The organism is Synechococcus sp. GEYO (assembly GCF_900473955.1).
Lineage (GTDB): Bacteria > Cyanobacteriota > Cyanobacteriia > PCC-6307 > Cyanobiaceae > Synechococcus_C.
In genome coordinates this window covers 238,327-259,910 of the sequence record NZ_UCNL01000008.1, presented here as the reverse complement: position 1 = coordinate 259,910, position 21,584 = coordinate 238,327, and the positions used below count along the sequence as shown (strand labels likewise).

The window sequence follows — 21,584 nt, the reverse complement described above, 5'->3', positions numbered from 1 at the left end:
CTGACTTTTTGAAAAAATGGATATCAAGTGATCGGGTAAAGAGTGGTACCTCAATTGGAGGCAAAACGTCTTAGCCACCGAGCAAACAGATTGATGAGCAGGATAAATAGAACAAGTACGAACGATGCTGCCCAAGCGAGTTCGTTCTGAGATTCATAGGGCAGAGAGGCAAAGTTGTAAATCAGTACTGAAAGTGTGGCGATCGGGTTGAAAATTGCATCGAATCCCTCAGGCCAGAAGGGTGAAAATAAGGCCGTGAAGATTAATGGTGCTGTCTCTCCTGCTGCTCTCGCAATGGATAAAACCACACCCGTGGCAATGGGTGTGAAGGCTGAAGGAAGGGTGATTCGCAGAATCGTGATGAACTTTGATGCGCCCACACCCAATGAGGCGCGGCGGAGGTCGTCGGGAACCAGCTTGAGCCCCTCGTCGGTGGTCTTGATGACCGTCGGTAACATCAAAATTGATAATGCAACTCCCCCTGCAATTGCACTGTAAGAGTTTCCAAAAATAATCTTTGTTTTGACGATCACGGCATAAACAAAGACACCGGCAATAATTGACGGGACACCAGCCATGACGTTGGTCCCGAAGCGAATAAACTTTGCAAAGACTCCCCCTCCTGAATACTCAGCGAGAAAAATTCCACCTCCTACCCCGACTGGAATGGCGATCAGAGCCGATAGAAAGGTCACGATGACTGTTCCGATTACCGCATTGCCAATTCCGCCACCTTCAAGTCCTGTAGATGATGCAGTGAATAGACTTAGATTGAGAACTCCACCACCCTTGATCAGCACATAAGCCAGTACGGCAATTAACGGAAGAACGGCAATAGCTGAGAATAATCCGGCCAGATACGTGAGAATTCTGCTGAGTAAATTGCGCCTCAATCCCACCTTGTATGACAGGTCTGGAATATCTCGCCTCAGGCTTGCTGGTGGTGAAAGTGTCATAGTTCAGTACTTGAGGCTCAGACGTTTGACCAACCATTGGGCAAGAAGGTTCACCGCCAGGGTGAGAATCATCAAGATGAATGCTGCATACATCAACGACGAAACTTGGCTTCCGTCGGCTTCTCCAAACTGATTGGCAAGCATGGCAGAAATGGTGTTCCCAGGTGCAAGCAGTGACCAGCTGAAGGTGTTCGAATTGCCAATGATCATGGTGACGGCCATCGTTTCGCCCATGGCACGTCCTAGTGCCAGCATCACACCACCCACAATTCCTGAAATGGCAGCGGGCAACATCACGTTGAGAATGGCCCCCCAGCGTGTTGTGCCTACGCCATAGGCGGCTTGACGCAGCTTCATCGGCACCTGGTTGAGTGAGTCCCTGGAGATCGCCGTGATGATCGGCAGAATCATCACAACCAGAATCAACACCGCTGGTGTGATTCCAGGTCCCATGGGATTTGTTGAAAAGAGAGGTAGCCAGCCAAGGGTGTTGTGCAGAACTTCAAGGAATGGACGGATGAACGGTTCCATCACGAAGATGGCCCAAAGCCCCAACACCACTGAGGGAATCGCCGCCAGCAACTCCACCATCAACCCGATCAACGTTCGGATTCTTGGGGGAATGATGTTTTCGGTGATGAAAATCGCAGTTCCCACGCCGAGAGGCACAGCAATGAGCAGGGCCAGCAGTGATGTCAGCAGCGTTCCATAAATGGCTGTGAAGGCCCCGTATTCATCTTTGACGGGATTCCAGTTGGAGGTCACCAGAAATGACCAGCCATATCTGCCCATCGAATCCAGCGATCCCCAGAACACCACGATGAGGATCGCCAGTAGAACCATTGCCACCACGGAGGCCAGCACGATCGCCAGGATCCTGAAGCCGCCATCCACCGATTTCTCCATTGGCGGACGTCGCCGTAAGCGATACAGCTCCAACGACCTAGGCATTCTGTTCCGCACAGACTCTTGAAACGTAACGGTCCAACGGGACCAGGGTCACTAAGAGCTCGTTAACGCACCCTGTGGGATTGCGTGTGCGGGGGCTGGGTGAGAGCTGTTTGGGCCGTTACCGTGGGATTCCACACAGGCTTTTATGGGCCGGATCGTCGGAATCGACCTGGGTACCACCAATTCCGTCGTGGCTGTTCTTGAGGCCGGGCGGCCCGTGGTGATTGCCAATGCGGAGGGGACCCGCACGACCCCCTCTGTCTTGGGGTACACCAAAGACAACGAACTACTGGTGGGTCAACCAGCTCGACGTCAGCTGGTTCTCAATCCGCGCAACACCTTCTCCAACCTCAAGCGTTTTGTTGGTCGGGCCTGGGATGAGCTCGACGACGGATCCCTCACCGTTCCCTACACGGTCCGTTCCAACAGCCAAGGCAATGTCCGCGTGGCGTGTCCTCAGACCGAGCGTGAGTATGCCCCTGAGGAACTCGTGGCCAGCATCCTGCGCAAGCTGGTGGATGACGCTTCGACCTATCTCGGAGAAGAGGTGGAATCTGCAGTCATCACTGTTCCCGCCTACTTCAATGATGCCCAGCGTCAGGCCACTCGCGATGCCGGTCGCTTAGCGGGTATCAATGTTGAGCGGATTCTCAACGAACCCACTGCTGCTGCTCTCGCTTACGGCTTTGATCGCAGTGCGGTCCGTCGCGCCCTCGTTTTTGATCTCGGCGGCGGAACCTTCGATGTGTCGCTGCTGAGGATCGCCAATGGTGTTTTCGATGTCAAAGCCACCAATGGAGACACCCAACTGGGGGGCAACGACTTTGATCAACGCATTGTTGACTGGCTCGCGGAAGCGTTTCTCAAGGAGCACGCTGTCGACCTCAGGCGTGATCGTCAGGCTCTGCAACGACTCACCGAAGCTGCTGAAAAGGCCAAGCAGGAGCTCTCCGGGGTGACCTCAACCCCCATTTCTCTGCCCTTCATTGCTACGGGCGCTGATGGTCCTCTTCACATCGAAACAACACTCGACCGGGAGACTTTTGAGGGTTTGTGCCCTGATCTTCTCGACCGGTTGCTCGTTCCGGTTCAGTCAGCGCTCAGAGATTCCGGTTGGGCCGCTGAAGATATTGATGACGTGGTGCTTGTTGGCGGAAGCACCCGCATGCCGATGGTGCAGCAGTTGGTCAGAACACTGATTCCCAATGATCCCTGCCAGTCGGTGAATCCAGATGAGGTCGTTGCCGTGGGTGCAGCGGTCCAGGCAGGAATTATCACCGGTGAATTGCGCGATCTGCTTCTCAATGACGTCACGCCGCTTTCGCTGGGTTTGGAAACCATCGGAGGGCTGATGAAGGTGCTGATTCCGCGCAATACCCAGATCCCTGTTCGTCAGTCCGACGTGTTCAGTACTTCTGAGCCCAATCAATCCTCTGTCGAAATTCATGTCTGGCAGGGAGAGCGCCAGATGGCGACAGATAACAAGTCACTCGGACGTTTCCGTCTCTCGGGTATTCCTCCCGCGCCGCGTGGTGTTCCTCAGATTCAGGTTGCCTTTGACATCGATGCCAACGGAATCCTTCAGGTGAGTGCAACGGATCGGACAACGGGCCGGAAGCAGTCTGTGACCATCCAAGGAGGATCAACGCTCAGTGAGGATGAAATTCAGGGTCTCCTTGCTGAAGCCGAAGCGCGCGCTGATGAAGACCGTCGCAAGCGTTCCACCATTGAGAGGCGCAATTCGGCGATGACTCTGGTGGCACAAGCAGAGCGGCGCCTTCGTGACGCTTCGCTGGAGCTCGGCCCTTACGGAGCTGAACGTCAGCAAAGGGCGGTGGAGATGTCGGTTCGTGATGTTCAGGATCTCCTGCAACAGGATGATCTTCAAGAGCTCGAGATGGCTGTGAGCGGTCTTCAGGAAGCGTTATTCGGTCTGAACCGTCGCCTCACGGCTGAGCGTCAGACAGAGGCAGGTCCCTTGCAGGGACTCAAAAGCACTCTCGGCACTCTCAAGGATGAACTGTTTGCTGAAGACGACTGGGATGATGACCCCTGGGCATCGCCACAATCCCGCTACGACCGTTACGACGGACGCATGAGCGGTGGACGAAGAGGGATTGACCCTTGGGACGATGACAACTTCCGCTGAACCGGACTACTGGTCATTGCTTGGTCTGGAGCCTGGTGCAGCTCCAGACGCGCTCAAGCGGGCATTCAGGCGTGAAGCCAGACGCTGGCATCCCGATCTGAATGGCAATGATCGTCACGCTGAAGAACGTTTCAAGCTGGTCAATGAGGCCTATGCCGTACTCAGCAATCCTGACCGGCGTAAGGAATGGCAGACGCGCCAACGCGGAGGAGTTGCTGCAACTGACCCTTTCAGCACTGGATTTCCCGATTTTGAGGACTACCTAGCTGTTGTCCTGGGTCTGGAACGAGAGCCTATTCGTCGAGAACAGGCTCCAAGAGACCATGACGAGCGAGAGCAGTCGTCAGAGCCAAGCGCAGAGACTGATCAGGCCTATGGGGCTCACTGGCCTGAGGCCTCGCCACAACCACCCCCTCCGGTGCGCAGTGAAGACGATCTGGAAACGATTGTTGATCTCTCACCGGATCAGGCCCTTCAGGGCACAACCGTGGAGTTGGAACTCGGTGACGGCACCCTGGTTGAAGTCGGGACTCCGCCTCGGGCAGGAGATGGATGGCGGTTGCGTCTGGAGGGTGTTGCACCGGGAGGTCGCGATCATTTCCTGCATCTGCGGGTGATCACGGATGACGGTCTGCGCATTGATGGTCTTCGGGTGCATTACCGACTTGAGTTGCTGCCTCCGGACGCAGCGCTTGGTTGTGCCGTTGATGTACCCACTCTTTCTGGACCGGTGACCCTCCAGGTTCCTCCCGGTTCATCCAGCGGACGATTGCTGAGATTGCGCGGTCGCGGTCTTCAGCTTGGAGACGATTGCGGCGACCAACTTGTGGAAATTGTGATCGTGATCCCAGCGGCCCTGGATGACGATGAACGGGCGCTTTATCAACGACTGCAGGAACTCAGTCTCGAGCGTGCCAACACCTTCTAAGCCGCTGTTCCGATGAGAGACTGCTGTTGACGATTGATCAGCATGTTGGTTCACGTGCTCCTGTACGACGCAGGACAGGACAGCGAAGGCATTCACTCCCTCGAGCTCTCAGGTCAGACGGTGGTGTTGATGTTTGAGAACCGCGATGATGCTGATCGCTATGCAGGACTACTGGAAGCGCAGGACTTTCCAACACCCACCGTTGAAGCTCTCGATCGTGAGGAGATCGAGTTGTTCTGCCGTGATGCCGGTTATGAGGCCCGATTTGTCTCCGATGGTTTTGTGCCTCAGTCGGATGATGAACGGCTGATGCTGGCGCCACCGAGTGCCAATCGTGACGTGGCCAATTGGCAGGAGCAGGAGCCGGAACAGGATCCGACCCAGGGGCAGGACCTCGCATCCAAGGACGAATCCGACTCCTCCATCCAGGATCTTGATGATGTGCGACGGCGCCTTGAGGGCCTTCTCTAAACATGGCTGACGTCCCATCCATTGGCTCTGGTTCCAGCTCCGCTTTGGTGTCTCCCTCAGATGACCGGGGCTATCTGCTCACCGAACAGGTGAATCCAGCGAGTGATCAACTAGATCAGCTCTCCACCGATGCATTGGTCGAGCTGTTCATCGACGAGGATCGCAGGCCCCAAGAGGCTGTGTTTGCGGCGAGAAAGGCTCTGAGCCAGGCCGTTGACGCAATTGCCGAACGACTTCAGCGGAGCGGCCGATTGTTTTATCTGGGTGCAGGCACCTCAGGGCGACTTGGCGTTCTGGATGCTGCCGAATGTCCACCCACTTTCTGCAGCCCACCGGAGCTGGTGCAGGGCATTCTTGCCGGGGGCGCTCCGGCTCTGTTGCGGAGTTCCGAGGGTCTTGAAGATCTTGAATCTGCTGCGATCACTGATCTTCAGGAACGTGGTTTTCGCGCGGAGGATTGCTTGGTTGGTATCGCTGCGGGAGGGACGACTCCTTACGTCCGCGGTGGACTCAGCTATGCCAAGCAGCTCGGTGCACTCACGATTGCCATGGCGTGTGTTCCCTCGGAGCAGGCACCTCTGCCTTGTGCGATCGACGTTCGACTGCTGACAGGACCTGAGCTGTTGACAGGTTCAACGCGCCTGAAGGCTGGAACGGCCACAAAAATGGCACTGAATATTCTCTCAACAGGCGTGATGGTTCGGCTTGGCAAGGTTTACGGCAACCGGATGGTCGACGTTGCTGCCAGCAACAGCAAACTTGTTGACCGCTCCATTCGGATGCTCAGGGACCTTCTCGGGATGAAACGAGACGCTGCTCTAGATCTGTTGGAACGCGCCCAGGGATCGGTGAAACGTGCACTGCTGATGGGCAGTTGTGATCTGGGGGCGAATGAAGCTGATGCTCTGCTTGAAGCTCATGCTGCTGATCTCAGATCAGCGCTGGCCAGTCAGGGCAAGTTTCTCCCTGTTCAGGGTTGAACGCTGCCCCAGTAAGGACTGGTGAACAGGTCGAGGCGCTCACGGGTTGCTGCAGGAACCGCCTCAGGAGGCGTCATCAGCGCATGTTCCAGTGCTCGGTGTGCTGGCGATTCGGGCCGCTCTTTGCTGAAGCTGCCCATCAGGCTTTCCAGAATTGGTCCAGTTGCCGTTGCATTGGCTTTGAGGTTGCCGATCACCATTTCCACGGTGACGGCGTCATGGTCGTCGTGCCAGCAGTCGAAGTCTGTCACCATGCTGAGTGAGGCATAGGCGATTTCTGCTTCTCTTGCCAAGCGTGCTTCCGTGTGGTTGGTCATGCCAATCACATCGCAACCCCAGCTTCGGTAGAGCTCGCTTTCTGCACGGGTTGAAAACGCTGGACCTTCCATGCAGAGATAGGTTCCACCACGATGCAGATGGTGATCTACGGGCATGGCGGTCGCTGCTGACGTTGCCAACCATTCACTGAGGATGGGGCAGAAGGGATCAGCCAAGCTGACGTGCGCAACGCATCCGTCTCCGAAAAATGACTGAGGGCGTTGCCTGGTCCGATCGATGAATTGATGAGGCACCACCATGTCGCGTGGTCTCAGGTGTTCCCTCAGCGATCCCACGGCAGACACTGAAATCAGCCAGCGCACTCCGAGGCTTCGCATGGCCCAGATGTTGGCTCGATAAGGCACTTCGCTGGGAAGCAGATGGTGCTGACTTCCATGACGAGCCAGAAAAACCACTTCAACGCCATGGAGTGTTCCGACTCTCAGTGCATCCGATGGCTTGCCAAACGGAGTGTCGGTTTGCACTTCACGCACCGATTCCAGGTTGTTGATGGAATAGAGACCGCTGCCACCGATCACTCCCACCCGGGCGGAATCAAGCTCTGGGCCTGAGGCTGTTTGACACATGGCGTGGTTGAGGTCGGCCTGCACAGTCACCTGCCTAGCATGGTGTTTTCGGATTGACGCCTTGACGACCGTTCTCATGTCCACGGACGCCGGCGATATCAAGCTGGAGATGTTCGAACAGGACGCTCCCAACACCGTTGCCAATTTCGTCAAGCTTGCGCGTGATGGCTTTTATGACGGGCTTGCCTTCCACCGAGTGATCGACGGTTTCATGGCTCAGGGTGGATGCCCCAATAGCCGTGAGGGTTCACGAGGAACTCCTGGTACAGGCGGTCCTGGTTACATGATCGATTGCGAGATCAACAGCAAAAAGCACGTTCCTGGTGCCCTGTCTATGGCTCATGCCGGTCGCAATACAGGAGGCAGCCAGTTTTTCATCGTCCATGACGCTCAACCTCACCTAGATGGTGTTCACACCGTCTTCGGACTGACCGGTGATATGGACGTGGTCATGGCCATCAAAAACGGCACACGCATCCAAAAGGTCACCGTTCAGGACCAGTGAAGTAAGGCGGCCTGGTTTCCCTCGGGGAACCAGGCTGTGTCCTGTGACGCATCAGCCAGTGAGCTGCGTTTGAGCTCCTTTCTTTCCAGTGTTTGGGGAGGGTGAGTGATCTGCTGTTCGTTCACGGTGTGGAGCAGACCAAGTCTTGATGTTTCCGCCCAACCCGCCATTGTGATCAACATCGACTTGATCGAAGCCGTGTCGGGTTCTGAGACCTGCAGCGACCAGACGAAGCGTGGTCGTTCCCACAAGGCCAGCAAGCGTGGTCCTTGTTCGGCATGTAACTGAAGGCCACTTCTCTCGCTGATCTGTTCCACACGGTGCAACAGATCAGAAAGAACCCCGTCATCCGTGGAGTTGCTGTCGAGACAGAGAACCCAGTGAGAGCTGAGTTCGATGGCATCCAGCAAATGCCCCAGCTTTTCTTTTTTGGTGGCCAGATATCTGGCATTGAAATCACCAATCGGAGGCTTCATCGGCACTCGATTCACCACTTCAAGGCCATAGCCGCCCAGGCCTGCGATTTTTCTGGGGTTGTTGGTGAGCAAATTGAGCCGGTGAATCCCAAGGTCGCTGAGAATCTGCGCCCCGACTCCGTAATTGCGCAGATCAGGTGCAAATCCGAGCTTCTCGTTGGCTTCAACGGTGTCGAGACCTCCCTCCTGCAGGCTGTAGGCCTTGAACTTGTTGATTAGACCGATGCCCCTTCCTTCCTGGCGCAAATAGACAACAACGCCTTCACCTTCTTTTTCAATGTGCTTCATCGCAGTGTGCAGCTGGGCACGGCAGTCGCAACGCATGGATCCGAAGGCATCACCCGTGAGGCATTCGGAATGCATCCGCACCAGCACCGGTTCGCTCAGGTTGTTGGGATCGCCTTTGACGAGTGCGACGTGCTCACTGCCGTCCAGCTCATTGGAATAACCAATGGCGAGGAATGATCCGAATTCCGTTGGTAGTGAGCACTGAGCCGATCGCACCACAAAGCGTTCGTTATCGAGGCGGTAGCGAATCAGATCTTCAATGCTGATCAGCTTCAGCCCGCGTTCACGGGCATAGATCGTCAGCTCCGGAAGCCGTGCCATTGAGCCATCCGGATTCTGGATTTCACAGATGACACCGGATGGATAGAGGCCCGACATCTGGGCGAGATCCACTGCCGCTTCGGTGTGCCCTGCTCGCTTGAGAACACCTCCTGGCCGAGCTCTGAGCGGGAAAATATGTCCGGGTCGCCTCAGATCCGATGGCTTGGAACCTGGTTGGATCGCCACCTGGATTGTGCGAGAGCGGTCGTCCGCTGAGATCCCTGTGGAGACGCCATTCTCAGGGCCCGCATCAATGCTGACCGTGAAAGCTGTCTGATTGGAATCGGTGTTGCGATCCACCATCAGTGGCAGATCAAGTGCATCCAGGCGTTCCCCCTCCATGGCGAGACAGATCAGACCACGCGCGTCAGTGGCCATGAAGTTGATCTGTTCGGGGGTGGCGAACTGTGCTGCACAGATCAGATCCCCTTCGTTTTCCCGGCGTTCATCGTCCACAACCACAATGCACTCTCCATTTCGGATAGCCGCGAGTGCATCTGGAATGGAATCGAACATGGGAGAAGCTCCCTCGGTATGAGCAACGGAATCGGGCAGCGGTCCAGGTGTCCTTAAATCTTTACCCATTATCGACGTCGGTACGATCGATCGATGTGCCATCGCCGGAATGGGGATTCAACGGGTTGCTGTGGTTGGTGCCTCCGGGTACGGAGGTCTACAGACCCTTCGCCTCCTGAACGCCCACGCAGGGTTTGACATCACCTACTTGGGGGGTGAGCGATCTGCAGGTCGCTGCTGGAGCGAGATTTGCCCGTTCCTGCCGCTTGGTGAAGACCTCACCGTGGACAGCCCGGATCCGGATCGCATCGCCGCTGCCGCTGATTTTGCGGTGTTGAGTCTTCCTAATGGCCTGGCGAGTCAGCTTGTGCCTCCTCTGCTCGATCAGGGCGTCAGGGTGGTGGATCTTTCCGCTGATTACCGCTACCGCAGCCTTGATCACTGGGCTTCGGTGTATGTGCATGAGGCAAGAACCCACAAGCGCACTGACGCTGATCTCTGCAAAGAAGCGGTGTATGGGCTCCCTGAGTGGCATGGCCCTGAGATTGCCGAGGCCAGGCTTGTGGCAGCTCCAGGATGTTTTCCCACCACCAGCCTTCTGCCCCTGTTGCCATTCCTCAAACAGGGGCTGATTGAGACCGAAGGTTTGATCATCGATGCCAAAACCGGCACGTCCGGAGGCGGTCGGGCTGCTAAAGAGAATCTGCTATTGGCCGAAGCATCAGAGTCGATCAGTCCCTATGGCGTTGTGGGGCATCGCCACACATCGGAAATCGAACAGCTCGCCAGCAGCGTTGCGGGATGCCCCATTCAGATTCAGTTCACCCCTCATCTCGTGCCGATGGTCAGAGGTCTTCTCTCGACGGTTTACGCACGATTAAGGGATCCCGGCCTCACCGCCGAAGACTGCACAACAGTTCTTCAAGCAGTGTATCGCCACCATCCCTGCGTCCGCGTGTTGCCTGTGGGAACCTATCCAGCCACCAAATGGGCCAGGCACACCAATCTGGCTCTTCTTTCGGTGCAGGTGGATGGGCGCACAGGTCGTCTGGTGCTGATGAGTGCCGTCGACAACCTGATGAAAGGACAGGCTGGCCAAGGGGTGCAGTGTCTGAACCTGATGGCGGGACTACCGGTCAGTGAAGGCCTCCCATTGGCACCCTTTTATCCCTGAGTTGCTGCTGCTGTTCTCCAGCGTTGACCGGCAAGGGCCGTCGCCCAGGGAAGCAAACGGTGTTCCTGCACCTGAATGCGTCGGCTGAGTCGATCCCTGGTGTCATCACTGAGGATTGGGACGGCAGCCTGAGCGACGATTGGGCCGGCATCCACATCGTTCAGCACTTCGTGCACCGTGCAGCCAGTCACGGTCACGCCTGAGCTCAAACACTGACCGATCGCATCCATGCCTTTAAAAGATGGGAGAAGGGAGGGATGGATATTGAGCAATCGGCCTGGGAAGGCATCGATTAGCACCGGGGTCACGATGCGCATCCATCCGGCCATGACAACGGCTTCAACACCTTCGTTCTGGAACGTGCGCACCAAGTCGTGATCCATCTCCTCTCTGCTTGCAAACAGGCGGTGGTCTCTGAGCTCACACTGGATCCCCAGGCGCTCGGCTCGATCACGGGCTCCACAGCCGGCTTTGTTCACGACGAGGACACGGATCTGGGCATCCAGGTCGCCGCAGGCGATGGCGCTTTGAAGCGCTTCGAAATTGGTTCCTGTTCCTGAGGCCATCACCCCCAGTCGCAAGGGTGAATCAAACCTGGGCCAAGTCCCGATCGCTGGAACGATCAACGCGGGATAACACTCGCTGTCCATCTGGCTAGGGTCAGATTGCGAGGGCATTCCGATTACATGTCCCATTTGACCATCCTGCCCACATTGGTGACCGATCTCGATCTGCTTGAGATCGCTCTCTGCAGCGAAGGATTCAAGGTCTTTCGAGGTGGAGTAGTGAGCTCCTTCGACACGCATCAGTCGGTTGATCTTGCCGCCGTGCATCCATCCGGTCTGCAGCTGGGCTGGAAACACAGTGATAACCAACCCCATTTCGATCTGGTGGCGGACTTAGCCGCACCTCAGGGTTCCGGACAGACCGAACCCGCTCTGCGACGTGTCTTGCGTCGTTATGCCATTCATCAGGCCTTGCGGCAGGCGGAGTTTCTTGACGCTGAGACGGTTACTGCCGGCATCTGATGGCCGACGTTCACGTTGCGCTCGATCTCGGCACTCCTGCTTCACAGCTTCTCTGGGTCGAACTTCGATGGAGTCCTACTCAGGCTCGGCAAACCTGGACCCTGCCTGTTTGGACTCCGGGGTCATACACCGTCCGGGATCCCTCCCAGCATCTTCACAGCCTCACCGTTGAGCAGGCTGGGGAAGTTCTCGTCCCCCGTCGCCGTTCACCGGAGACATGGGACCTGGATTGCCATGTTTCAGAACCGATCACGTTGCGCTACGCCCTAGAAGCGAGGCAGCTGACCGTCCGCACCAATCACGTCGATCCCGTGTTTGCGTCACTCTGCCTTTCAGCAGTCGTGATGTTGGTGGAGGGTCAACGCTGGAATCCACACGTTTTGGAGGTGTTGGTTCCTAGCTCTTGGTCCGTGGTCTGCCCGTTGCCAAGAAACAACAACTACTTTTGGGCTGAAGACTTCGACCATCTTGTCGACGCACCGGTCCATGCCGGTGAGCTTCATATCGAGATGCTGAACGTCAGGACCGTGTCTCATGAACTGGTGTTGATCGGCTCTCCGCCTTCGGGATGGTCAACAACGCTGCCAGCGGAGATCGAATCCATCTGCTCATCAGTGTGCGATCTGATGGATTGCGACCCACCTTCTCGACAGCCTTATCAGCTGGTGCTGCAACTGTTGGATCAGGGTTACGGAGGCTTGGAGCACGACAACTCTTCGGTGATGCAGTTCCCCTGGACTCGCCTACTGGAAGAGGGCGGAACCCGCAGTTTGTTGCAGCTGATTGGCCATGAATATCTGCATCAGTGGAACGTTCGACGACTTCGACCGAGTGAATACGTTCCCTACCGCTACGACCGGCCCGTGATCAGTGAGGGCCTTTGGTTTGCTGAAGGCATCACCAGTTATTTCGACCTGGCCTTGCCTCTGCTTTCCGGTTTTTCCAGTCGTCTGGATCTGCTCGAAGATCTGGCTGCGGATCTTTCTCATGTGCTGTTAAATCCAGGCACCGGCATTCAGTCCCTGGCTGACAGCTCGCGGGAGGCCTGGGTGCGGCTTTACAAGCAGTCCCCCGCCAATGCCCGGAGTCAGATCAGTTATTACCGGCTGGGAACCGCATTGGCCTTCTGCCTCGATGTGCGCTTGCGTGAGGTCGGTGGGTCTCTGGCTGAAACCCTGCGTTTGTTGTGGGCCCGACTTGGCATCCATGGGCGGGGTTATACCCGCCGCGATTTGATGGAGGTCATCTCGGCCCACTCCGCTGAACTGGCCACACAACTGCCAACTTGGCTCGATGACTGTGGCTCGATCCCGGTCGTGTCCTGTCTGAAAGCCCTTGGCCTTGCGCTCGAGCCTGTGATGGCAGCTCATCCCGATGCGGGATGGACCCTGCGTGAATCGGATGGAAGTGTGTGGATTGATCGCACGGTGTCGTCTGGTTCCGCTGAATCCGCTGGTCTGGTTGCAGGCGATGAGTTGCTGTCACTCAGGAAATGGCGTTGCCGAAACCTGAAACGCAGCCAGCAGCTGCTGCAAGGTTCGGAGCAATGTCAGGTGATCTACAGCCGTCGTGGTCGGATTGCCAGCACGGAGCTATTCCTGAAGAAGGCCGGGGTGGAACGCCACCGATTGGCCTGGGACCCTGGTGCGTCCAGGGAGGCTCGTTTGCTCCGCGATCAATGGTTCCAGATCATCTGAACCGTGTGTGGCTCAAGTCTCTTGGCTTGCTGCGCCATCCAGGAGCTGGAATTCTGCTGGCGACAACATCCACGCTGGTGCTAGTGCTTTCGTTGGTTGGCTTCACCGCAGAAAAGTCCACTGAAGGAGTCGCTCGTAAGCCTTCCCTGTTGGATTTGTTGGATGAGGTCGCTCGCGACTCTGATCCGGACAAGGTCCTGCCCGGACAGCAACCTGATGCTCCAAAAGGTTCGGCCTGGTCATCACCTCTTGCCCGGCAGTGTTCGGGGATTGATCAGTCGACGCGCAGTCGACTTCTCGCCAAGCGCCGCAAACTGCCTCAGCTGCGCCAATCCATTCCTGCTGACCCAACCAATTACGGAGATCGCTTCCGCAGCAACCCTTGGGGCCAGGCCATCAACCCTGCTCCTCGGGTTGTGGTCCTGCATGAAACGGTCTATTCCCTCAGTTCAGCGGTGAACACATTTCTGACCCCCCATCCCCGTGATGAGGATCAAATCAGCTATCACTCGTTGGTCGGTCTGGATGGATCGATCGTGGATGTGGTGGATCCACTCAAACGGGCCTATGGCGCTGGATACTCTGCGTTTCTCGGTGAGTGGGCCGTCACCAATGCAGAGTTCGATGGCTCTGTCAACAATTTTGCACTCCATCTCAGTCTTGAAACACCGGATGATGGGCATGGCAGCTATGGCGACCACAGCGGTTACACGGCCGCTCAGTACGACGCCCTGGCTCTTGTTCTGGATGGATGGCTCGAACGCTTTGAGATCGATCCTGCTGCGATCACCACCCACCGTCATGTTGACCTGGGTGGAGCACGGGCTGATCCCCGCAGCTTCTCCTGGTCTGAACTCCAGAATCGCCTCGCTGCCCTAGGCAAGCTCTGCCAGGCGTAGGCAAAGGCGGCAGCTGTTCAGATCACAGGAAGTGGTGCCGGACGGATCGTGGAATAGATCAGTCCATGAAGTGCAGGGTCTTGCATATAGCGCAGGACCCTGGCGGGATAATCCAATTTGCCGTTATGCAAGTAGGCCAGGGTGGCAATGGCTTTGGCATCGACATAGGACCGGCTTGCAATCAGGATTGCTTCTCGCTCCAGTCCGAGCTCACCTTTCAGTCGCGCCAGCTTCGCCGCCAGCAGCTCCACGTTGGCATCTGGATCCATCAGCAGGTCGCGGGCAGCTGCAATCTGCTGCGGGGAGGGATCGACAGGAAGCCGCCCTTGATGGATCAGCTCACTGATTCCTAGCTGCGCAGGACCATGCGTCTCTACAAGACCTGAGTGAACGACGAACGGCAGATCTTCTCCTGGTTTGGAGTGCTGAATTTCGTCGAAGAGAATGGCCGTGATCAACATCGGATTGATCCTGTGGCGACCCGCTTCTCTTTGGATCACAGGTTTCAACCTGTGCAGTCTCGACAGGGTGTTGGCACGCAGAGGTTGGAGCTGATCCACCCCTCGGGTGAACAATTGAGCCAGTTGCGTCTGAGGTCCGTGGACGCCAAACCGGCGTTGCAGATGTTCGAGCTCTTCGGCACTGAAATCGGTCGGATCGGGATCACTCTCTTGAGACAGGGGTGAGGATGACTGCGCTAAGTCGCTGTGGGGATTGATTCCACGCAGAAGAGGCCAACCCGTCATGGAAACGGCAACAGCCGTGATGGCCAGGGCTGTAAGGCTAGTGATCGCTCTCGGGACCATTACGGAGCAGAAATTGAGCCTGTCAGGAAGCATTGACGGAGATTAGCCGTGGTGTCTCAGTTCATGGGCATTCCGCAGGATCCTGGATAACTTCGGCACAGAGAGTTCTCTCCATTAGATGAGTTTCCCGGATTTCAGTGCCACTGATGCCCAGATTCAATGGCAGAGATTCTGTGATCTTCTCTGGCATCACGAGGACCTCGGAATGTGGCTGGATGTCAGCCGCATGCACCTGAACAATGCTCAGCTTGAAGAGCTCACGTCCAGACTGGAGAAGGCTTTTGAGGCCATGAAGGCCCTTGAGAACGGTGCCATCGCCAATGCCGACGAAAATCGTCAGGTTGGTCACTATTGGCTGAGGCATCCTCAACTGGCTCCTGATCCAAAAGTGGGTCAGCACATTTCCACTGAAATTGATCAGATTGAGCAGTTCGGCAAGGCGGTGATCAATGGAACGATCAAGTCTCCGACCGGTCAACCCTTCACGGATGTTCTTTGGATCGGCATTGGTGGCAGTGGACTCGGCCCCTTGCTGATGATCCGTGCCCTTCAGGAGAACGGTGTCGGACTGCCTTTTCACTTTTTCGACAATGTGGATCCGAATGGAATGAGTCGGGTGCTCGCTGAGCTTGGCGATGCTCTACGCACTACCTTGGTTGTAACGGTGAGCAAGTCGGGTGGTACACCCGAGCCCCATCTCGGGATGGAGCAGGCACGTCATCGCTTGGAAGCAGTCGGAGGTCAATGGTCGGCTCAGGCTGTGGCAATCACCATGGCTGACAGCAAGCTCGACCAGCAGGCCGTTGCTGAACAGTGGCTGCAGCGTTTCGACATGTTCGACTGGGTCGGCGGACGCACCAGCATCACCAGTGCTGTTGGCCTGGTTCCGGGAGCTTTGATCGGATCTGACATCCGCAGCTTCCTGGCAGGTGCTTCTCAGATGGACGAAGCCACTCGTGTAAATGATGTGCGCCGCAACCCTGCAGCTCTGATGGCAGCAGCTTGGTACTGCGCGGGGGGAGGCAAGGGCAAGCGCGACATGGTGGTGCTCCCCTATCGAGATCGCCTGGAGGTGTTCAGTCGATACCTGCAGCAGTTGGTGATGGAGTCCCTCGGCAAGCGCCTCGATCGCAATGGTGATGTGGCCCATCAGGGCATCGCCGTTTATGGCAACAAGGGATCAACGGATCAACACGCATACGTTCAGCAGCTACGAGATGGTGTCGACAATTTCTTCGTGACCTTCGTCGAAGTGCTTCGCGATGTGGAGGACATTCCTGAGATCAATGGCGAGCGGCCTGGGGACTTTCTTGATGGCTTCGTACAAGGAACCCGTTCAGCTCTCACAGAGGGAGGCCGTCAGAGTCTGAGTATCAGCATGCGTCAGTTCGATGCCCGCCGACTCGGCGCTCTGATTGCTCTGTTCGAACGTGCCGTTGGCTTTTACGGAGAACTGGTCAACGTCAATGCCTATCACCAGCCTGGTGTGGAAGCCGGCAAGAAGGCAGCAGCTGCGATCCTCAAACTCCAGCTTCAGGTTGAGGACGTGCTCAGTGATGGGGTGTCCCGCTCGGTCGTGGAAATCCAGCAGGCCATCGGCGAGGGATCGGTTGAAGCCGTCTTCTGGATTGTGCGTCATCTCACCGGCAATAACCGGGGCTATCAGGCACAGGGTGACTGGAACAAACCGGCAACTCTGCGTTTCAGTAAGTGCTGATTGGCCGTCAGGACGGCACCAGATTCACCAGCTTCCCTGGCACAACAATCACCCTCCTGGGGGGTTTGCCCTCCAACCAGCGTTTGGCCACATCGCTGGCCAGAGCAAGGGCCTCCAACGTGTCTTTGTCGCACTCAGCTGGAACCTGAATGGTTCCTCGGACCTTTCCCTTGACCTGAATCACCAGATCAACCGTGTCTTGCACGAGTGCAGCAGGGTCATGCTGAGGCCAGGTCTGGAGATGAACACTGCCCTGTCCTCCGAGTCGGAACCAAAATTCCTCTGCAAGGTGTGGAGCAAATGGAGCTAGCAGCCTGATCAGCGCTCCCATCGCTTCCACCTGTACCGGCCTTGATGCATCAAGCACAGCTCCAGAAAGGCTGTTCGACAGTTTCATTAACTCCGATATCGCGGTATTGAACTGGAACTCGCCGCTGAGATCATCACTGACAGCCTGAATAGCCAGATGAACAGCCCGTCGAATTTCTGTTTCAGATTCAGACAGCTCTGCGGGAATGCCTGAAACGTCGTTGCTTAATAGTTGATCCGGAGCTGTCAGTTTGCTGACGCTGTCAACGAGCCGCCAAAGACGTTGAAGGAAACGGAATTGACCTTCCACATCGGCGTCATCCCACTCAAGATCCTTCTCCGGCGGCGCTTTGAAAAGGATGAACATCCGAGCTGTATCTGCTCCATAGCGGTCAATCACCAGTGCTGGATCGACTCCGTTGTGCTTTGACTTGGACATTTTTTCGAACAGCACCTCAAGCTCCTCGCCGTCGTCGGGGTCCCTCGGAGTACCGGGGTCGACCACCAGGGCGGGAGTGACATATCTCCCCGTCCGTGGATTGCGGTAGGTCACCCCTTGCACCATTCCCTGGGTCAAGAGGCGCTCGAAGGGCTCATTGATCGAGATCAAGCCGCGATCCTTCAAGGCCTTGGTGAAAAATCTCGAGTACAGCAAGTGAAGAATGGCGTGCTCAATGCCTCCGACGTATTGCTGAACAGGCAGCCACTTTTTGACGGCCTCGCTCTCAAATGGATGATCGGAGTTCTGCGGATCAGCGAAGCGCAGGAAATACCAGGAAGAACACATGAAGGTATCCATGGTGTCCGTCTCGCGTCGTGCCGGTTTCCCACAGATTGGGCAGGGAACATTCACCCAGTCATCGAGTGCGGCGAGAGGTGATCCACCTTTGCCGGCAAGATTCACGTCTTTGGGCAGAGCCACCGGCAACTGATCTATTGGAACCGGTTGGGCGCCACAGTCCGCACAATGAATGATTGGAATTGGGCAACCCCAGTAGCGCTGACGCGAGATCAGCCAATCTCGCAGCCTGTACTGCCGCTTTGCTCGTGCCCATCCTTTTATTGCGCCGTGTTCGGTGATGGCCTGCTTGGCTTGGTCATTGCTCTGGCCATCAAAGGCTCCGCTGTTGACAAGGGTTCCAGGGCCTGTCCAGGCCTCACCGTCATTGGAGTGTTCATCAGTGCCATCCATCTGGATGACACGCTGCACGGGCAGCTCGTAGGTTTTTGCGAAACGGAAATCGCGTTCGTCATGGGCGGGAACTCCCATGACAGCTCCGGTTCCGTATTCCGCTAAAACGTAGTCAGCAACCCAGATCGGAACCTTCTGACCGTTGGCTGGATTGACCGCTTCTGCACCGGTGGCCACACCCCGCTTGGGACGATCATCCGCTGTGCGCTCATCGTTGGACAGATCGCTGACCAAATCGCGGAATGCTTCAACGGATTCTTTCTGATCCGCAGTGGTCAGAGCATCGACGAGTGGATGTTCAGGTGCCAGAACCACATAGCTGACACCAAACAGTGTGTCGGCTCTGGTGGTGAACACGGTGATCGTTGCGTCGTTGTGGCCCTCGACCTGGAAGTCGATTTCTGCCCCGATGGAGCGTCCGATCCAATTGGCCTGCATCGTTCGGACCCGCTCAGGCCATCCCTGCAGCTGATCCAGGTCTTCGAGCAGAGCATCTGCGTATTGGGTGATTTTCAGGAACCATTGCGTCAGGTTCTTCTGCTCGACCAGCGCACCGGATCGCCAGGAACGCCCCTCGGAATCAACCTGCTCGTTAGCAAGCACCGTCTGGTCTATGGGGTCCCAGTTGACAGTTGCTTCCTTCTGGTAGGCCAGACCTGCTGAATGCAACTCAAGAAAAAGCCATTGCGTCCAGCGGTAATAGTCCTCATGGCATGTGGCCTGTTCCCGAGACCAGTCAATCGATAGCCCTAGGCGACCAAGTTGACTTCGCATCTGATCGATATTGCGGTCTGTCCAGACGCCAGGGTCAACATTGCGTTCGATCGCCGCGTTTTCAGCAGGCAAACCGAAGGCATCCCAGCCCATCGGATGCAGCACAGCGTCACCGCGCATCCGCTGAGCTCTAGCGATGACATCGGTGATCACGTAATTCCGAACATGCCCCATATGGAGGCTGCCGGAAGGGTATGGAAACATCGAAAGCGCATAAAACGCCTTCTGGTCAGGCCTGGGATCCTGTGTTTGATAAAGCGCTTCCTGGTCCCATTTGCGCTGCCACTGTTCTTCGAGAAGGGAGGGGTCGTAGCGATCGGACAGTCCCGAGCTGGATTCGGGCATGGACGAGGACTGCGGGGCTGTCACATCAGGAAAACACCTGCGAGAGATCGTGACACAGCTTGAGGCCTTCCTCTGGAAGCCGCCTCGAAGTCACTCAGGCCAAAGGGCGAATGGTGAGAACCGCCTGGCGATTGATCAAGACGGGATGGTTGCTGTCTTCCCGTTTTAGTGCGAAGTGCTGAGGATCCTGCCAGGCAAGACAGCCATCCAATCTGCGTCCATCATTCAGCTCGATCCCGAGCACTCGCTGCTCACGAATCCACGACTGAATCAACCGGATACCGGGCAAGCTGGGATCGAAGCCCGTTGACTCCATGGTGTGGAAGGGAAAACGGAATGTTGTCCGCACTCCAGCAAAGACGCTTGGCAACGTCAATTAGTCCTCGGGGATGCCTGTCTTGTGAGCGATTGATCCTTCAGACTGAATCTGTCTTGACCTAACGAGACGACAACACGTCTGGAAGAACCACCGAAGCACTGATCACGGTCTTGTTTTGAACTTAGCCACTGAGACAAGAGAGCAGTTACTCATCGCGCTCACGAATCAGTGGGCCTCGATGTTGGATCAGCTGGATGAAGGTGATTTTACACCTGAAGATTTTTATGAAATTCGCAAATTAGATTCAGATGATGAGCTGATTAGTGAGAGTGGCTGTGACACCGATCAAGAGCTTGATAAATTCATTAATGACTGGTTTTACAGCGGTTTCTGGACAGTGACCTAGTCAAGGCGATCTGCAGAATTGCGATTCTGAGATTGCATCGCACTATTGATGAACGTATCGTTTGATTCGGCTTTGCGCTGCAATCTTTGAATCGATACCTCTCGTATATTAGGTTCTTCTATTAAATTAATGATGTATTTCAGGGATTATTTTGTTGAATTTTTAGCTTCTTCTGGTTTTGCCCCTGGTGGCAATGCTCGCAGGTTGGGCTGTTCTGTCATCAACAACTTGACTCGAGATCTTCAAGAGGTTGAGATGTAAAGCTCGGAATCCGTCAGCATCACTCCGCAGAGCTACTGAGTTGAGCAGGATTGAGGATCGAATATCAGTTTTCGAAATCCTGTAACGTGTTGGTATCACAGGGTTGTTCTGAATGCTGACATTCAGCAAATATCAAGGGCTGGGCAACGACTTCATCTTGATGGAGGGACGTTCCGGGCAATTGTCCGTTGAAATTCATACCCCAGATCCAGGCTGGGTCCAACGCCTTTGCGATCGACGCTTTGGCATCGGAGCGGATGGTTTGATCTTGGCTCTCCCTCCGGAAGGCGATGCCGAGCTGCGCATGCGCATTTTCAACGCTGATGGCTCGGAAGCGGAGATGTGCGGCAATGGAATTCGATGTCTTGCGCGTTTCCTCGCTGACAGTGATGGGGATAGTCCAGGTCGTCGGTGGTCGATCGAAACACCCGCTGGTTTGATCATCCCGGAACTTCAGAACGATGGTCAGATCCGTGTGGATATGGGAGCTCCTTTCCTTGATCCCGCTTCTGTCCCCACCACGCTCAATGCTGACTCAACGGGTCTTCCGGTGGGTGAACTCACCCTTGATGGAGACACTCTTTCCCTAGCCGCTGTGGGCATGGGAAACCCTCATGCTGTCGTTCTCGTCGATGATCTCAACGCCATTCCCTTTGAACGCTGGGGAGCAGAGCTCGAGTGCCACGAGGTGTTTCCGGCCAAAACCAATGTGCATTTTTTAAAGGTGCACGGTCGTTCTCAGCTCGAAATCAGAGTGTGGGAAAGAGGTGCTGGTCCTACGCTTGCCTGTGGCACCGGTGCCTGCGCCACGCTTGTGGCTGCTGTTCTGCTTGGTCTTAGCGATCGACAGGCCACCGTTGAGCTGCCAGGAGGGCCTCTTCAGATCAGCTGGGAGAAGCCTGGTGCATCAGTGTTTATGACTGGACCAGCTGTTGCAGTGTTCGATGGTGTTCTGAATCCTGAACTCGTCCCGTTTCAGAGTTCAACCACTGATGGAACATTGGTAGAGGCTGAACAAGCAGCGTCTCTTAAGGCAGCCAGCAGTGAGGCCGAGAACCGCCAACCAGCTGAAGACTGTTCTGAGGAGGAAGCCCAGTCCAGAGTTCAGGAATTCCTTGCTTCCAACTCGCTGGATTCGATGATCAACATCGCCACGGAGTCCCTCGAACAGCGAACGCTCTCGCGACTCCAACGCGATTCCCAATCCTGAG

Annotated in this window: 20 protein-coding genes; 12 read left to right on the top strand and 8 right to left on the bottom strand. The window is 56.0% G+C overall.

Annotation, left to right across the window (positions count from 1 at the left end):
* Positions 1-50: 50 nt before the first annotated feature.
* A complete protein-coding gene (pstA, locus tag DXY37_RS08510) occupies positions 51-956 on the bottom strand; it encodes a phosphate ABC transporter permease PstA (RefSeq protein WP_115126238.1) in 906 nt (301 codons plus the stop codon).
* A gap of 3 nt (positions 957-959) precedes the next feature.
* On the bottom strand, positions 960-1,907 hold the full coding sequence (pstC, locus tag DXY37_RS08505; RefSeq protein ID WP_115126237.1) for a phosphate ABC transporter permease subunit PstC: 948 nt from the start codon (positions 1,905-1,907) through the stop codon (positions 960-962).
* Positions 1,908-2,052: 145 nt separating this feature from the next.
* Between pstC and dnaK the strand changes: the two genes are divergently transcribed.
* Genes dnaK through murQ form a run of 4 tightly spaced genes read left to right on the top strand, consistent with a single transcriptional unit; the run spans position 2,053 to position 6,435 of the window.
* Positions 2,053-4,056: a molecular chaperone DnaK gene (gene dnaK, locus DXY37_RS08500; protein ID WP_115126236.1), complete on the top strand. Its 2,004-nt coding sequence runs from the start codon at positions 2,053-2,055 to the stop codon at positions 4,054-4,056.
* Positions 4,040-4,984: a DnaJ C-terminal domain-containing protein gene (locus DXY37_RS08495; protein WP_115126235.1), complete on the top strand. Its 945-nt coding sequence runs from the start codon at positions 4,040-4,042 to the stop codon at positions 4,982-4,984. Before dnaK ends, DXY37_RS08495 begins: the two co-directional genes overlap by 17 nt.
* A 42-nt stretch (positions 4,985-5,026) precedes the next feature.
* A complete protein-coding gene (locus DXY37_RS08490) occupies positions 5,027-5,455 on the top strand; it encodes a DUF3110 domain-containing protein (RefSeq protein ID WP_115126234.1) in 429 nt (142 codons plus the stop codon).
* Between the two features lie 2 nt (positions 5,456-5,457).
* Positions 5,458-6,435, top strand: coding sequence for an N-acetylmuramic acid 6-phosphate etherase (gene murQ / locus DXY37_RS08485; RefSeq protein WP_170951818.1), 978 nt, complete (start codon positions 5,458-5,460; stop codon positions 6,433-6,435).
* Here the strand turns inward: murQ and mtnP are convergent.
* Positions 6,426-7,340, bottom strand: a complete 915-nt coding sequence (gene mtnP / locus DXY37_RS08480) for an S-methyl-5'-thioadenosine phosphorylase (RefSeq protein WP_115126233.1) — start codon at positions 7,338-7,340, stop codon at positions 6,426-6,428. The two genes, murQ and mtnP, sit on opposite strands and share 10 nt — an antisense overlap.
* Before the next feature lie 76 nt (positions 7,341-7,416).
* Between mtnP and DXY37_RS08475 the strand changes: the two genes are divergently transcribed.
* Positions 7,417-7,845: a peptidylprolyl isomerase gene (locus tag DXY37_RS08475; protein ID WP_370594392.1), complete on the top strand. Its 429-nt coding sequence runs from the start codon at positions 7,417-7,419 to the stop codon at positions 7,843-7,845.
* Here the strand turns inward: DXY37_RS08475 and ribBA are convergent.
* Complete coding sequence (ribBA, locus tag DXY37_RS08470) at positions 7,833-9,446, bottom strand: bifunctional 3,4-dihydroxy-2-butanone-4-phosphate synthase/GTP cyclohydrolase II (protein WP_136975577.1); 1,614 nt, start codon at positions 9,444-9,446, stop codon at positions 7,833-7,835. The genes DXY37_RS08475 and ribBA overlap by 13 nt on opposite strands.
* 109 nt (positions 9,447-9,555) lie before the next feature.
* Between ribBA and argC the strand changes: the two genes are divergently transcribed.
* Positions 9,556-10,620 carry an N-acetyl-gamma-glutamyl-phosphate reductase gene (gene argC, locus DXY37_RS08465; protein WP_115126231.1) on the top strand — a complete coding sequence of 355 codons (1,065 nt, stop codon included), beginning with the start codon at positions 9,556-9,558 and terminating at the stop codon, positions 10,618-10,620.
* On the opposite strand, the gene purN is transcribed toward argC, so the two are convergent.
* Positions 10,611-11,270: a phosphoribosylglycinamide formyltransferase gene (gene purN / locus DXY37_RS08460; RefSeq protein ID WP_244276986.1), complete on the bottom strand. Its 660-nt coding sequence runs from the start codon at positions 11,268-11,270 to the stop codon at positions 10,611-10,613. The two genes, argC and purN, sit on opposite strands and share 10 nt — an antisense overlap.
* A 36-nt stretch (positions 11,271-11,306) precedes the next feature.
* On the opposite strand from purN, the gene DXY37_RS08455 reads away from it, so the two are divergent.
* The 3 genes from DXY37_RS08455 to DXY37_RS08445 are packed head-to-tail and all read left to right on the top strand — an operon-like array spanning position 11,307 to position 14,244.
* Entirely contained in the window at positions 11,307-11,648 is a 342-nt protein-coding gene (locus tag DXY37_RS08455) for a DUF1257 domain-containing protein (RefSeq protein ID WP_115126229.1), read from the top strand.
* A complete protein-coding gene (locus tag DXY37_RS08450) occupies positions 11,648-13,345 on the top strand; it encodes a M61 family metallopeptidase (protein WP_115126228.1) in 1,698 nt (565 codons plus the stop codon). Before DXY37_RS08455 ends, DXY37_RS08450 begins: the two co-directional genes overlap by 1 nt.
* Positions 13,327-14,244, top strand: coding sequence for a peptidoglycan recognition family protein (locus tag DXY37_RS08445; RefSeq protein ID WP_115126227.1), 918 nt, complete (start codon positions 13,327-13,329; stop codon positions 14,242-14,244). Before DXY37_RS08450 ends, DXY37_RS08445 begins: the two co-directional genes overlap by 19 nt.
* Positions 14,245-14,261: 17 nt before the next feature.
* Here DXY37_RS08445 and DXY37_RS08440 read toward each other — a convergent pair whose 3' ends face one another.
* Entirely contained in the window at positions 14,262-14,990 is a 729-nt protein-coding gene (locus DXY37_RS08440) for a helicase DnaB (RefSeq protein ID WP_170951817.1), read from the bottom strand.
* Positions 14,991-15,168: 178 nt separating this feature from the next.
* Here DXY37_RS08440 and DXY37_RS08435 point away from each other — a divergent pair, with 178 nt between their 5' ends.
* Entirely contained in the window at positions 15,169-16,767 is a 1,599-nt protein-coding gene (locus tag DXY37_RS08435) for a glucose-6-phosphate isomerase (RefSeq protein WP_115126226.1), read from the top strand.
* A gap of 7 nt (positions 16,768-16,774) precedes the next feature.
* On the opposite strand, the gene leuS is transcribed toward DXY37_RS08435, so the two are convergent.
* Together leuS and DXY37_RS08425 are read right to left on the bottom strand one after the other, a co-directional pair.
* Entirely contained in the window at positions 16,775-19,411 is a 2,637-nt protein-coding gene (gene leuS, locus DXY37_RS08430) for a leucine--tRNA ligase (RefSeq protein WP_115126225.1), read from the bottom strand.
* Between the two features lie 70 nt (positions 19,412-19,481).
* A complete protein-coding gene (locus DXY37_RS08425) occupies positions 19,482-19,703 on the bottom strand; it encodes a hypothetical protein (RefSeq protein ID WP_115126491.1) in 222 nt (73 codons plus the stop codon).
* 244 nt (positions 19,704-19,947) lie between these two features.
* On the opposite strand from DXY37_RS08425, the gene DXY37_RS08420 reads away from it, so the two are divergent.
* Both DXY37_RS08420 and dapF read left to right on the top strand, forming a co-directional pair.
* Positions 19,948-20,112 carry a hypothetical protein gene (locus DXY37_RS08420; protein ID WP_206749760.1) on the top strand — a complete coding sequence of 55 codons (165 nt, stop codon included), beginning with the start codon at positions 19,948-19,950 and terminating at the stop codon, positions 20,110-20,112.
* Between the two features lie 373 nt (positions 20,113-20,485).
* Positions 20,486-21,583 carry a diaminopimelate epimerase gene (gene dapF, locus DXY37_RS08415; RefSeq protein ID WP_115126223.1) on the top strand — a complete coding sequence of 366 codons (1,098 nt, stop codon included), beginning with the start codon at positions 20,486-20,488 and terminating at the stop codon, positions 21,581-21,583.
* The last annotated feature ends 1 nt before the right edge of the window (position 21,584 follow it).